This window comes from Pseudomonas ovata, assembly GCF_003131185.1.
Taxonomy (GTDB): Bacteria; Pseudomonadota; Gammaproteobacteria; order Pseudomonadales; family Pseudomonadaceae; genus Aquipseudomonas; species Aquipseudomonas ovata.
Window position 1 is genome coordinate 18,058 of sequence record NZ_QFFU01000005.1, and the last position, 13,212, is coordinate 31,269.

General features: G+C 62.7%; 12 protein-coding genes. 3 read left to right on the forward strand and 9 right to left on the reverse strand.

Features of this window, described 5'->3' with window-relative positions; genetic code table 11:
* Positions 1 to 116: 116 nt before the first annotated feature.
* Together DGA31_RS08655 and DGA31_RS08660 are read right to left on the reverse strand one after the other, a co-directional pair.
* On the reverse strand, positions 117 to 1,052 hold the full coding sequence (locus DGA31_RS08655; protein ID WP_109512250.1) for a hypothetical protein: 936 nt from the start codon (positions 1,050 to 1,052) through the stop codon (positions 117 to 119).
* A 180-nt stretch (positions 1,053 to 1,232) separates the two neighbouring features.
* Complete coding sequence (locus tag DGA31_RS08660) at positions 1,233 to 3,428, reverse strand: OsmC domain/YcaO domain-containing protein (protein WP_109512251.1); 2,196 nt, start codon at positions 3,426 to 3,428, stop codon at positions 1,233 to 1,235.
* 223 nt (positions 3,429 to 3,651) lie between these two features.
* Between DGA31_RS08660 and DGA31_RS08665 the strand changes: the two genes are divergently transcribed.
* Positions 3,652 to 4,554, forward strand: a complete 903-nt coding sequence (locus DGA31_RS08665; RefSeq protein WP_109512252.1) for a LysR family transcriptional regulator — start codon at positions 3,652 to 3,654, stop codon at positions 4,552 to 4,554.
* Positions 4,555 to 4,556: 2 nt separating this feature from the next.
* On the opposite strand, the gene DGA31_RS08670 is transcribed toward DGA31_RS08665, so the two are convergent.
* Positions 4,557 to 5,720, reverse strand: a complete 1,164-nt coding sequence (locus tag DGA31_RS08670; protein ID WP_109512253.1) for a porin — start codon at positions 5,718 to 5,720, stop codon at positions 4,557 to 4,559.
* A gap of 385 nt (positions 5,721 to 6,105) precedes the next feature.
* Between DGA31_RS08670 and DGA31_RS08675 the strand changes: the two genes are divergently transcribed.
* Together DGA31_RS08675 and DGA31_RS08680 are read left to right on the forward strand one after the other, a co-directional pair.
* Positions 6,106 to 7,398 carry an MFS transporter gene (locus DGA31_RS08675; protein WP_109512254.1) on the forward strand — a complete coding sequence of 431 codons (1,293 nt, stop codon included), beginning with the start codon at positions 6,106 to 6,108 and terminating at the stop codon, positions 7,396 to 7,398.
* A 24-nt stretch (positions 7,399 to 7,422) separates the two neighbouring features.
* Positions 7,423 to 8,598 carry a M20 aminoacylase family protein gene (locus DGA31_RS08680; RefSeq protein ID WP_109512255.1) on the forward strand — a complete coding sequence of 392 codons (1,176 nt, stop codon included), beginning with the start codon at positions 7,423 to 7,425 and terminating at the stop codon, positions 8,596 to 8,598.
* A 44-nt stretch (positions 8,599 to 8,642) separates the two neighbouring features.
* Here DGA31_RS08680 and DGA31_RS30470 read toward each other — a convergent pair whose 3' ends face one another.
* From DGA31_RS30470 to DGA31_RS08705, 6 genes are all read right to left on the reverse strand, one after another.
* Entirely contained in the window at positions 8,643 to 8,777 is a 135-nt protein-coding gene (locus tag DGA31_RS30470; protein WP_277749394.1) for a hypothetical protein, read from the reverse strand.
* Positions 8,778 to 8,849: 72 nt separating this feature from the next.
* Complete coding sequence (locus DGA31_RS08685; RefSeq protein WP_109512256.1) at positions 8,850 to 9,038, reverse strand: hypothetical protein; 189 nt, start codon at positions 9,036 to 9,038, stop codon at positions 8,850 to 8,852.
* Between the two features lie 55 nt (positions 9,039 to 9,093).
* Positions 9,094 to 9,654 carry a GNAT family N-acetyltransferase gene (locus DGA31_RS08690; protein WP_109512431.1) on the reverse strand — a complete coding sequence of 187 codons (561 nt, stop codon included), beginning with the start codon at positions 9,652 to 9,654 and terminating at the stop codon, positions 9,094 to 9,096.
* A 44-nt stretch (positions 9,655 to 9,698) separates the two neighbouring features.
* Positions 9,699 to 10,100 carry a DUF1850 domain-containing protein gene (locus DGA31_RS08695; protein WP_109512257.1) on the reverse strand — a complete coding sequence of 134 codons (402 nt, stop codon included), beginning with the start codon at positions 10,098 to 10,100 and terminating at the stop codon, positions 9,699 to 9,701.
* The gene (locus DGA31_RS08700) at positions 10,097 to 12,124 is read right to left on the reverse strand and encodes a TRAP transporter permease (protein ID WP_109512258.1); all 2,028 of its coding nucleotides are present in this window, start codon (positions 12,122 to 12,124) and stop codon (positions 10,097 to 10,099) included. Before DGA31_RS08700 ends, DGA31_RS08695 begins: the two co-directional genes overlap by 4 nt.
* A gap of 79 nt (positions 12,125 to 12,203) precedes the next feature.
* Positions 12,204 to 13,157, reverse strand: coding sequence for a TAXI family TRAP transporter solute-binding subunit (locus tag DGA31_RS08705; protein ID WP_109512259.1), 954 nt, complete (start codon positions 13,155 to 13,157; stop codon positions 12,204 to 12,206).
* Positions 13,158 to 13,212 lie beyond the last annotated feature (55 nt).

Below are 13,212 nucleotides of genomic sequence, written 5' to 3' on the forward strand. Positions count from 1 at the left end.
ATGAACAGGGCGATCAGGATAATGATCGGGATGGGAACGCCGAGAAACCACAAGAGTAAGGAACGCATGTCTGTCTCCTGGCCCGGACAGTGCCGGGCAATGATTGCAATCGAGGCTTAGCCGAGGGTAGTACGGTCACGCACAACGGGGTCGTACGGGTCTTCGATCCATTGCGCACGGTCGCGCTGACGGCCGCCGAACAACGCGGCAACGCTGGCGAAGAACGCCCCGCACAACAGCGCCACGAAGGTCCAGAGGGCCGTGTGGGCGGCAACGCTGGCGGCCGCGTCGGCGGCCTTTTGGGCCGCGACCTTGGCGTCTTGCGCGGCTTTAAGGGCTTCGGCATAGACCTGATCGACACGCTGCTCGGCTTGCTGCTGGCCCAGGCCGGTGCGTTGGGCCACGAACTGTGCCAGGTAGGTCCGGTCATCGGCGTTCAAAGCCGCATCGCCGGCCAGGGCCTTGTTGAAGATGCGGCGGGTCACGCCCTGTGCATCGGTCTGGCTGGCCTGGGACGGGTCAGTGCTGCGCAGCAGCTTGTCGACGAAATAACCGCCTTCGTCCTGGGCATTGGCAGCTGCGCCGGCAGCGGCTGCGCCACCGGCACTGATCACCGCACCAGCCGCCTGGCCGCCGGCCTGGGCCACGCTGCTGGCAGTGGCGCCGACAGTACTGGCCAGCAGCACGGCGGTCACCAGCGACGCGACCGCCCAGGCCAGGAAACCATGGCTGGTGTCGCGAAAATACACTTCGTCGCCATGCAGGTTGGCCCACTTCACACGCAGGCGTCCGGCCAGATAACCCCCCAGGCCAGAGGCCAGGATCTGCGTGACCAGCAGCCAGACAATGGTCGAAACGCCCAGCGCCTTGGCACTCAGGCCTTCATTGGCCCATGGCGATGACGCCGCGAAACCCAGTCCGGCGCCGAGCACCAGCAGGATCATCGACAGGGCCGCCGCCGCCGCGGCACCGGCGAAGATCGCCGCCCAGGAGACCCCCGACTGGCTGGCCCTTTCAGGTGAGTAATTGGGGTATTGCACAGGTGTGATCATGATTGCAGGCCTTTTGCAGTTAATGATGTGGTCCATCACTGCTTTCGACCTGCCCGCTTCGCCAGATGTTTCAAAATATTAAGGCGCGCTGACGTAATGACGTTTACAGACACGCCTGTCAGCCAGAAACAAAAAAGCACCCGAGGGTGCTTTCATGCTTGATGCAGGGCGCTTATGCACTCAAGCCACAGTATTGGCGCGCGCCGCATGCAGTTTTTTATAACTGTCGACCAGTCGCAAATGCCGGTCCAGGCCTTCGAGTTTCAGGCTTGTCGGGGTCAGGCCATAAAAGCGTACGCTGCCGTCGATCGAGCCCATGACCGCGTCCATGCGCGGATTGCCGAACATGCGCCGGAAGTTGACGAGGTAATCGTCAATGTTCATATCCTCGTCCAGCGTAACTTCCAGCGCCGCATTCAAGGCCTGGTAGAACAAGCCGCGCTCGACCGTGTTGTCGTTGTACTGCAAGAAGGCCTCGACCAGTTCCTTGGCCTCTTCAAATTTCTTCAGCGCCAGGTAGATCAGCAGTTTCAGTTCCAGGATCGTCAACTGGCCCCAGACTGTGTTGTCGTCGAACTCGATGCCGATCAAGGTGGTGATGGTGGTGTAGTCGTCCTGGTCGCTTTGTTCCAGGCGCTTGACCAAGGATCTGAGGCCGACAACGCTCAGGCTGTGCAGGTTGAGAATGTCGGCGCGGTACAGCAGCGCCTTGTTGGTGTTGTCCCACACCAGGTCTTCGACCGGGTAGATTTCCGAATAGCCCGGCACCAGGATGCGGCAGGCCTTGGCACCGATGTGCTCATAGACCGCCATGTACACTTCCTTGCCCATGTCTTCGAGAATGCCGAACAGGGTGGCGGCTTCCTCGGCGTTGGCGTTCTCACCCTCGGCCGAAAAATCCCATTCGACAAATTCGACATCAGCCCTGGCACTGAAAAAGCGCCACGACACCACACCGCTGGAGTCGATGAAGTGCTCGACGAAGTTGTTCGGCTCGGTCACCGCATGACTTTCGAAGGTCGGCGCCGGCAGGTCGTTCAAGCCTTCGAAGCTGCGGCCTTGCAGCAGTTCGGTCAGGCTGCGCTCCAGCGCCACTTCCAGGCTTGGGTGCGCGCCGAACGAGGCAAACACGCCGCCGGTGCGCGGGTTCATCAGGGTCACGCACATCACCGGAAACTGACCACCCAGCGAGGCATCCTTGACCAGCACCGGGAAGCCCTGCTCTTCAAGCCCCTGGATACCGGCCAGGATGCCCGGGTATTTGGCCAGCACTTCCTGCGGCACATCCGGCAGGGCCATTTCGCTCTCGAGGATTTCACGCTTGACCGCACGCTCGAAGATTTCCGACAGGCACTGCACCTGCGCTTCGGCCAGCGTGTTGCCGGCGCTCATGCCGTTGCTCAGGTACAGGTTTTCGATCAGGTTGGACGGGAAGTACACCACTTCGCCATCGGACTGGCGCACGAACGGCAGCGAGCAGATACCGCGCTTGGTATTGCCGGAGTTGGTGTCGTACAGGTGCGTGCCGCGCAGTTCGCCGTCGGGGTTGTAGATCGCCAGGCAATATTCATCGAGAATTTCGGCCGGCAGCGCACCCTTGGGGCCGGGCTGGAACCAGCGCTCGTCCGGGTAGTGCACGAACGCGGCATTGGCGATGTCCTCACCCCAGAACTGGTCGTTATAGAAGAAGTTGCAGTTGAGCCGCTCGATGAACTCGCCCAGCGCCGAGGCCAGCGCACCTTCCTTGGTGGCACCCTTGCCGTTGGTGAAGCACATGGGCGAATGGGCATCGCGGATGTGCAGCGACCAGACATTGGGCACGATATTGCGCCACGAGGCGACTTCGATCTTCATGCCCAGGCCGGCCAGGATGGCCGACATGTTGGCAATGGTCTGCTCCAGCGGCAGGTCCTTGCCGGCAATGTAGGTGCTGGCATCGCAGGCCGGGTCGAGCAGCAACAGGGCGTCGGCATTGGCGTCCAGGTTGTCGACTTCTTCGATCACAAATTGCGGACCGGCCTGCACCACCTTCTTGACCGTGCAGCGGTCGATGGAGCGCAGGATGCCCTGGCGGTCCTTGTCGCTGATGTCGGCCGGCAACTCGACCTGGATCTTGAAGATCTGGTTGTAGCGATTTTCCGGGTCGACAATGTTGTTTTGCGACAGGCGAATATTCTCGGTCGGAATGTCGCGTGTGGCGCAGTACAACTTGACGAAGTAAGCCGCACAGAGGGCCGAGGAAGCCAGGAAATAATCGAAGGGTCCGGGCGCCGAGCCGTCGCCTTTGTAGCGGATCGGCTGATCGGCGATGACCGTGAAGTCATCGAACTTCGCTTCCAGTCGAAGGTTGTCGAGAAAGTTGACCTTGATTTCCATGCGGGAATTACCATCGTCGCGTAACACAAATTGGCGCGCATTATCCCGGTTTTACCGGCTCACGTCTTGTGCTTCCGGGCGGCGGCGATCTACCTGCACGGCATGACAGCGGCCATTCAAGCGCCCACTCGGTGGACGGCCCGCCACGAGCCCGGTGGATAGACGCCATTGCCCGACACCTGCTAAAAGGCTGGGCATTGAACGATCGGCCCCAGGAATAACAATGAAACTGCATCAACTCCGCGCGCTGGTCTGCATCCATGAAACCGGCAGCCTGCAGGACGCCTCGGCCGTGTTGCACCTGACGCAATCGGCCTTGAGCCGGGCGATCAAGGAGCTGGAAAGCGAGCTGGGCATTACCTTGCTGGTGCGCTCGAACAAGGGCATGAAGCTGACCGAATATGGCCAGCGCATGCTGGGCCATGCGCGCCAGGCCCTGGAAAGCGTGCGCCGTGCACGCCAGGAAATCGAAGACATGAAGGGGCTGGTGGTGAGTGAAATCACCATTGGCGTCACACCGGTGACCGCCCTGCTGCACCCGCTCAAGCAAGCGCTGGTCGAGTTTCAGCAGCTGTACCCGCAAGCCACGCTGAGGGTGCTGGAAATGCGCCCGACCCAACTGTTGCAGCACCTGCGTGACGGCCTGCTGGATTTCGCCCTGACCTCGCAGTTACCGGCCAGCACCGTGGGGCTGGACTGGCAGCCGTTGTGCCGGGTCAAGGGTGCCGTGGTGGTGCGCAAGGACCATCCGTTGCGTCACGTCAAGTCGCTGCGTTTGTTGCAGCAGGCGCAGTGGATCAGTGTCGATCCACTGACCGACAGCCAGTCGCAGTTCAACCAGCTGTTCGAAGGCAGCGCCCTGGCCCGGCCGCGCAAGGTGTTCGAGTGCACGGCGATGAACCTGGCCATCAAGCTGCTGATCGACAGCGACGTAGTCATGACCATGAGCGAGGCGGCGCTGGGGCATGACCTGGTGGGCCTGAGCGACATGTCCAAATACCTGCACAAGGTCGAGATCCAGGAACCGGTGCCCGACTACTTCGTCAATCTGGTCTGCGTCAACCGCAGCTTCCTGACCAAGACCGCCGGGCAGTTGTTCAGCATGCTCCAGGCACGGCTGCTCTGACTTCAGAAGTTGTAATACACCCCGACGGCCAGGTCTTGCGGGGTGTCGTCACGGGCGGCCAGGGGGATGGCGGCATAGGTCTGGCCTGCATCGCCCTGGTTGACGACCATCCCCGCACGGACATACACAGCGGCCTGCGGATTCAGGAAGTGATCGTAGCCTACCATCACACCCCAGGCATCGTTGTCGCGCCCCGGCACCTGGCGCTTGACCACCACGGCGCGAGCCAGGTGTTTGCCGACCGGCACCATCAGGCCGCCGGTGACCACATTCAGGTCAGGTACGGCAGCCGCGTCGACCGCCTGACGCTGCCATGCCAGGCTGACACTGAACGAACCGAAGTCGTACAGGCCCAGCAGGCTGTAATAGTCGTTGCGGGTCTGCCGGTCGGTCTGGGTCACGGTGTCGTAGGGATTGCTGAGGTAGCGGTTATAACCGGCCAGCACCGCCAGAGTCGGGCTCCAGTAATCGAGCCGGACACCGCCGCCGCGCAGCGTCTTGCCATCGGCGGCGGCATCGTCCAGGCCGAAAGTGAGCATGCTGCCCAGGCTGAAGCCGTGCCACTTGGGCGTGGTGTAGGCCAACGAGTGCTTGGGGCGCAGGTCCAGTGCATAGGCACCGGGCGCATTGACCGGCCGGCTCAATGAGCTGTAGGGCGACAGCTTGGCCACGGCCAGGAACGGGTCGACAAAGGACGGCGCATTCATGGCGAAGGTCTTGCCCAGCTCCAGCTTGCCCCAGCGCCGGGAGCGCACGGCCACGGCGGCCAGGCGCAGGCGGCTGACGTCACGTTTCCAGTGGCCGTCCTCTGACAGGGCGTCGTCGTCGAAATTGAAGCCCTGCTCCACCACCGCCTGCACCGCCAGGTCATCGCCCAGGGATTGGCGCGCAAACACGCCGACCTTGTTGGTCCACGCCCCGCCACCGCCGACCCGGGTGCCGGAGCGGCCACCGGAATCATAGGTGTCGACGTAGCCGTCCAGCGAGCCATAGACCTTGAAGGCATCGCCGTAGCCGGCGTCATTGACGTACGGGCCCAGCCCCGGCGCCAGCGCTTGCAGGCCAGGAAAACCGGCGGCCTGGGTGACCTGCGCATGACACAGGTAAACGCCGAGCACCACACTGCCCGACAGCGGGCGCCAGAACGGTAAAACGTGCAAAGCCATGAGCAACCACCTTGTGCTGAGTGAAGGTGGCCGGAGCATCCGCCACATCCACGGCGCGCCCCCATTCACCTTTGCTCAAGGCCTTGAGTGAAATGACAGATATCGCTCTGGGACGCGCCATAACCAAGCCCAAGGGGGTGACCGTCGTTTGCGGATGGCCACGAGGGCTCGCCAGGTGCGCAAAAAAGTTACCGATCCACTCACCGGTGCAGCACCGGGGTTGTGCACGTCGGGTCGTAAATGCCCAGTGACCGGCCAGGCGTATCACACCGGCCCGCCACGGCCAGCACCAATGCTCAGGGGCTTGCAGAAAAGCCAAGTGCAGATTGCCGGCGCATCGCCAACACTGCCGGCACACCCGCTCACCGGTTCAGGAAACAACCCGATGAAGACAACCCCAGCCGACCGTTTGCAGCCGCTTGCCCTTGACGACGCTGCCCGCAGTAAAACGCGCAAGGTGGTTATCGCGTCGTCTCTGGGCAATGGCCTGGAAATGTACGACTTTACCGTCTACAGCTTTTTTGCCGTGATCATCGGCAAGCTTTTCTTCCCGGCCGATTCGGAACTGGCCTCGCTGCTGATGTCGCTGGCGACCTTTGCCGTCGGCTTTCTGATGCGCCCGCTGGGGGCCGTGGTGATTGGCCGTGTGGCCGACCGCCGTGGGCGCAAGGCGGCCCTGTCGCTGACCATCGGCCTGATGACCCTGGGCACTGCAATCATTGCCTTTACCCCGACCTTTGCCAGTATCGGCATCAGTGCGTCGGTGCTGCTGGTGTTCGGGCGGTTGTTGCAAGGCTTGTCGGCCGGCGGTGAAGTGGGCACGGCCTCGGCCTTTCTCATGGAATCGGGCCGGCGTGACAACCGCTGCTTCATGGTCAGTTGGCAAGGCGCCAGCCAGGGCGCGGCAGCCTTGGTCGGTGCATTGACCGGGCTGGCGCTGAGCAGCAGCCTGAGTGTCGAGGCGCTGGAGTCGTGGGGCTGGCGCATCCCGTTCATGATCGGCCTGCTGATCGGCCCGGTGGGGCTGTATATCCGCCGCAACCTGGATGAAACCCATCAGGACACCGAGGCCGTCACGCCCTTCAGGGCCTTGCTGCGTGATCAGGGACGCACCTTGCTGCTGGGCATCCTGCTGATGGCCAGCACCACCGTATGTATGTACATGGTGGTGTTCTACATGCCGACCTACCTGGTCAAGACCTTGCATTACCCGAGCCAGACCGCCTTTGCCCTGGTCGGTCTGGCCAGTGCCATCCTGGCGATCATCCCGCCGATTGCCGCACGCTTTGCCGACCGGCTGACACGCCGCAAGCCCCTGCTCTACTGGACCCTGGGCTTGCCGCTGGTGCTGGTCTACCCCTCGTTCATGTTGCTGGGCGGCGACAACACCGTGCTGTTCATGCTGGCCATCACCCTGCTGATCCTGCCGATGGCGGTCGGGGTGGGCGCGTTCATGGCGCTGTTGATGGAAGCCTTTGCGCAATCGGAGCGGGCCACCGGCATGTCGATCATCTACAGCTTCGGGGTCACGATCTTTGGTGGTTTTTCACCGTTGCTGGTCACCTGGCTGATCGGCGTGACCGGCAACCCGCAGACGCCGGCGCTGTACCTGAGCGCCACCGTGGTGCTGAGCCTGATTGCCTTGCGTCTGTACCCCGAACACCCCGGCCGCACCTGATCCCCCTGAAACAAGGAGCCTCTCATGACAGACCTGAGCTTGAAATCTTCGCTAGCGGCGACTGAACAGTTCATCCGGATTCGCCGTGACATCCATGCGCATCCCGAACTGGGCGGCGACACCCCACGCACGGCCGCGCTGGTCGCCGAACTGTTGGCCGGATGGGGCTATCAGGTGCACACCGGGGTCGGTGGCCAAGGCGTGGTCGGCGTGCTCAAGCGTGGCGAAGGCACACGCACCCTGGGCATCCGCGCCGACATGGACGCGCTGCCCATCCTCGAAAAGAACGGCCTGCCCTGGGCCAGCCGTCACACCGGCACGATGCACGCCTGCGGCCATGACGGGCACACCGCGACCCTGCTGGCAGCGGCCGAGCAACTGGCACGCTCGACGTTCAATGGCACGTTGAACCTGATTTTCCAGCCGGACGAAGAAGGCCTGGCCGGCGCCCGGCAGATGCTCGATGACGGTCTGTTCAGTCGTTTTCCGTGCGATGCGGTGTATGCCTTTCATAACATGCCGGGGCTGCCGGTCGGGCAGGCAGTGGTGCAGGCCGGCGGTTTCATGGCGTCGTCCGAACGGGTCACCATTACCTTGACCGGGCGCGGCGGCCATGGCGCCATGCCGGAACGGGCCATTGACCCCACCCCGGCCCTGGCCTCGCTGGTCATGGCCCTGCAAACGGTGGTCTCGCGCAACCTGGCCGCTGATGAAGCGGCGGTGGTCAGTGTCGGTACGATCCAGGCCGGCACGGCCTACAACATCATTCCGGAAACCGCGCAACTGACGTTGAGCGTGCGCACCACCGCCCCCGAGGTACGCGAGCGGATCGAGCGGCGCATTGGTGAAATCGTCGACGGCCAATGCGCAGCGTTTGGCGTCAGCGCGCAGGTCGACTATCGGTTACTGGCTCCGGTGCTGGTCAACAGCGAGGAACAAAGCCTGCGCATGGCCGAGGTGGCGCGCCAGGTGCTGGGCGCAGCCAATGTGCTGGAGCGCATGCCGGTGCGACTGATGGGCAGCGAGGATTTCGCCTGGATGCTGCAGGCCCGACCGGGCTGCTACTTCGTGCTGGGCAACGGCCAGGGCGAGTTCACCGGTTGCTCGGTGCACAACGATCACTACGACTTCAATGACGAGGTGATTGCCCTGGGCGCGGCGTGCTGGGTGAAGTTGGTGGAAAGCTATCTGACAGCTTGATGCCGGTGTAACGGATGCTTGAGTTGACGCTTGGGTAACAACCGTCAGTCGTCGAACTCATCGTCAAAGAACGAATCCGCCTGTTCATATTCTTCGTCTTCGTCAGCCTCGTCGACGGCAAACTCGTGGTCGAGCAAGTGTTCGTGTTCGGGTTCGAAAGCGTCGTTGTCGGTGCTCATGGGGTTACCTGCCAGTCCAGTCGGGTCAAGGCGTTCTATATAAGGCGCAGGTTATCCAAGGTCAACCGCCACTCAAGGGTTGCCGCGCCGGCGCCTGGCCCACAGTGCACTGGCGACCATGACCAGTCCCGGAATGAGCAGGCCCACGCCTGTGTAGGCAAAGGCCGGTTGTCCGGACAAGCCCACGGCAACGAAACCGGCGCCCATGGCAGTCAGGGGGCCGCCGGCGGCAATGAATGGGCTGGTCGCTGTCTTGCTCATGTAAATCCTCCTTGTCGAGCCGGTATTGAAACACATCATGCAAAGGCAACAAACGTCACCTGCAAAGCGCCAACGCCGCCGCATCGTCAGCCAGCAGGCTGTACTGATGCAGGCTCAGGTAATGTCCGCCCTTGAATTCGATGTCACGAAGCGTGCCTTCGCGCTGGAACCCCACTTTTTCAAGCAACGCCCAACTGGCCACGTTCTCAGGCTCGACATCAGCGTGGATGCGATGCACGCCCATGTGTTTGAACGCATGGCGCAGGATAACCGGCAGTGCCTCCGACAGATAACCCTGGCGCCAGTACTCGGGCAGCAGCCAATAGCCGAGCTTGATACGGCGGTGTTCATGGCACTTGTCGTTCAGGCCACAGGCACCGAGCATGGCATCGCTTTCAAGGTCCGCGATGGCCCACCAGATGCCGGTCTTTTCGGTCAGGATGCGCTCGAACCAGCGCATCTGCTCATCCGTTGCTTCCAGGCTGGAATAAGAGACACCGTAGTGGACCGTGACCACGGGATTGGATAAGCCCGCATACACGGTGCTCACCTCCTGCGGCCGGATTTTTCGCAGCCTGAGTCTTTCAAGCACAAATTCTGGAAAGCTGTTCGACACGCTCAATACTCGTTGTTCATGAATCCCGGATCGACCTGGACAGGTCAGTTGGCAAGCGGCGCATCAACCGTGCACGCCCATAGCTGTATGAACGGCTGGCGGGCGTCCGGGGCGCCGATCCATTCGCTCAATGCCTGACACCCCTCAGTCAAGCACAGGAAATAATCGCCCGCCTCAGGCGTCCGACCAAGGCTCAGCGGTTGCAGGGGCGCCAGCCTGGGCCGGTAATGCCAGCTGCCGTCTTGCAGCCGGGCGTCGGGCGGGATTTCCATCCCGGCCCCGCTGCCCCGAATCCGGGCCTCCTGCAACAGCAGGCCGGTCTCGGTGACACGGTAGTCTTCCTCCCAGCGGATTTTCTCGATGGTGTGATGCCAGGCCAATGTGAAGCCGGAAACGGGAAGCTGGGCCCAGACTGCGCCGGCCAGGCCCAGGCACAGACCGATCATGCCCTGGCCAGCCCCCTCTGACGCGCGCGCCAGACGTGCTGCAGGATGACGACGATGCCCAGTGCAAAACCGATTTCATCGGTCAGCGGCAATGCCACCACCAGCAAGGCCCCGGCCGCAAAGCTCAGCAGGCGTTCCCATGCCGGCATCTTCTGTTGCAGGTAGCCGGTGGAGGCCATGCCCCACAAGCCCACCGCCAGCACGGTCTTGATCAGCATGTAGGCGGTCATCCACAGGCTGTCGCCCTGCAGCATCAGCGCCGGGTTGTAGACCGCCATGAACGGGATCACGAAGCCGGCCAGGGCGATGCGCACCGCCCACAGGCTGATCCTGAAGCCGGTCTCCTTGGCAATCGGGGCGGCGGCAAAACAGGCCAGGGCGACCGGCGGGGTCAGGTCCGCGAGAATGCCGAAATAGAACACGAACATGTGCGAGACGATCAGCGGCACCCCCAGTTCCAGGAGCGCGGGCGCAGCAATCGAGCTGGTGATGATGTAGTTGGGAATGGTCGGAATGCCCATCCCCAGTACCAGGCAGGTGACCATCGTCAGGATCAGCGACAGCAGCAGGTTGTCGCGTCCGATCGCCAGGATGTAGCCGGCAAAGGTCGAGGCGACCCCGGTCAGCGACACCACGCCGATGATGACGCCCACCAGGGCACAGGCGATGCCCACCGGCACCGCATGGCGCGCGCCGTCGACCAGCGCGTGCAGGCAGACCACCAGGGTTTCCCGACCGCCCTTGATGACCCAGCAGACAGCCACCAGCACGGCGATGACGGCAAAGATCACGCCGATACCCAACTGGAAGAAGCCCACGCACAGAATGCCCAGCGAAATCCAGAAGGCGCAGCGCAAGGCGAAGCTGGAGACCCGCAGGATGATGGCCGACCCCAGGATCACGATGGCGGTCAGGGCCAGCCCGACCATGCCGGAGAACAGCGGCGTACGCCCGGAAAACAGCAGGTAGACCAGCACCAGCAGCGGAATCAGCAAGTACCAGCTTTCCTTTACCGCCCCCAGCGCGCTGGGGCACTGGTCCTTGGGCAACCCTTTGAGATTGGAGCGCTTGGCCTCCAGGTGAACCATCCAGAACACCGAGCCAAAGTAGAGAATGGCCGGAATCAGGGCTGCCTTGGCAATCTCCACAAAGGGCACGTTGATGGTCTCGGCCATGATGAACGCCACGGCGCCCATGACCGGTGGCATCAACTGGCTGCCCATGCTGGCCGTGGCCTCGACCCCGCCGGCAAAGGCGGCCCGGTAGCCGAAGCGTTTCATCAGCGGGATGGTGAATTGCCCGGTGGTGACCACGTTGGCGATGCCGGAGCCGGTGATGGTGCCCATCAGCGCCGATGAGGCGACCGCCACCTTGGCCGGCCCTCCCAGCTTGTGGCCGAACAGGCCCATGGCGAAGTCGGTGAACAGCTTGATCATGCCGGCCTGTTCGAGAAACGAGCCAAACAGGATGAACAGGAAGATGTAGGTGGCCGAGACGTAGGTCGGTGTGCCGTACAGGCCCTCGGTGCCGAACGCCAATTGGTTGATGATCTGGTCGACCCCGTAGCCCCGGTGGGCCAGGTCGCCGGGCAGGTATTCGCCCAGCAGGCCATAGGCCAGGAACAGGCCGCAGATGATCGGCAGCGCAATGCCCATGACCCTTCTGGCGGCCTCGAACACCAGCACGATCAGGATCAGCCCGATCAGCATGTCACTGGTGGTCAGGTCGCCGGAGCGCTGGATCAGGTCGGCTTCGAAGACCCATTGGTAGAGCGCCGTGGCAATCCCCGCCAGGCTCAGCAGCCAGGCCAGCGGCTGCCAGGGACGCCCGCTGCCAGCGGCCGGGTAGCTCAGGAACACGACCCACAGCAAAAAGCCGATATGGACGGCGCGCAGGACCTGGCTTGAAATCGGAGAAAACGCGGCGGTCACGATCTGAAAGATCGAAAACGCCAAGGCTACGTAAAACAGGGTTTTCGGCCAGTCCCGCGGGTTCGCGGGAATGCCGTGATGATCGTCGCTCATTCGCTGCCTGCCTCATGACCTCATGGAAGAAACGGCGGTACACCGGCGCAGCAGCCTTTTTGCCACTGCGCCTGGCGGATTACAGCGCGCCCTTTTCCTGGTAGTAGCGTTCAGCCCCTGGATGCAGGGCGATGGGCAGGTTTTTAGCGGCGTTCTCAAGCTTGATGTCCTTGGCCGCCGAATGCGAATTACCCAGGCGGGTCAGGTTTTCAAACATCGAGCGGGTCATCTCGTAGGCCACTTCATCCGATACATCTTCGCGGGTGACCAGGATGTTGGTGATCGCCACCGTCGGCACCGCTTCCGGTTGGCCGTCGTAGGTGCCGGCCGGAATCATGGCGCTCTGGTAGGCGGGGTTGCCGATTTTGGTCACGGTGTCGGCGGGGATGGACACGTAGTTGAGCGCCATGACCGAAGCCAGGTCACGAATCGCCGCCATGCCCAGGCCCGAGGACTGCAAAGTCGCGTCGAGCTGGCGATTCTTGATCAGCTCGACCGACTCGGCGAACGGCAGGTATTGCACCTTGCCCATGTCGGCATAGGTCAGCCCGGCGGCCTTGAAGATCGCCCGGGCATTGAGCTCGGTGCCGGACTTGGGCGCACCGACCGAAATGGTCTTGCCCTTGAGGTCCGCCAGCGTCTTGATGCCCGACTCCTTGCTGGCCACGATCTGGATGTAGTTGGGGTAGGCACCGGCAATGGCGCGCAACTTGGTCAGTGGTACCTTGAAGCCTGCGTCTTCGACGCCGTTCTTGGCATCGGCGACCGAGTCGCCCAAGGCAAAGGCCAGCTCGCCCCGCCCGGCCTGCAACAGGTTGAGGTTTTCCACCGAGGCCTTGGTGGCCTGGACCGAGACCTTCGCGCCAGGAATGGCCTCGCTGTAGAGTTGCGACAGGCCGACCCCGATCGGGTAATAAACCCCGCTGGTGCCCCCGGTCAGCACATTGATGAACACCGGTGCCGCCTGGGCGGCGCTACTGACGGCCAGGGTGGCGGCCGCAGCCAGAAGGGCAAAGCGCTTTGTAACCTGCATGGGAGACTCTCCGTCTTGTTATGGCTTTAGCAGAGTCATTGCACTGTAGCTGATG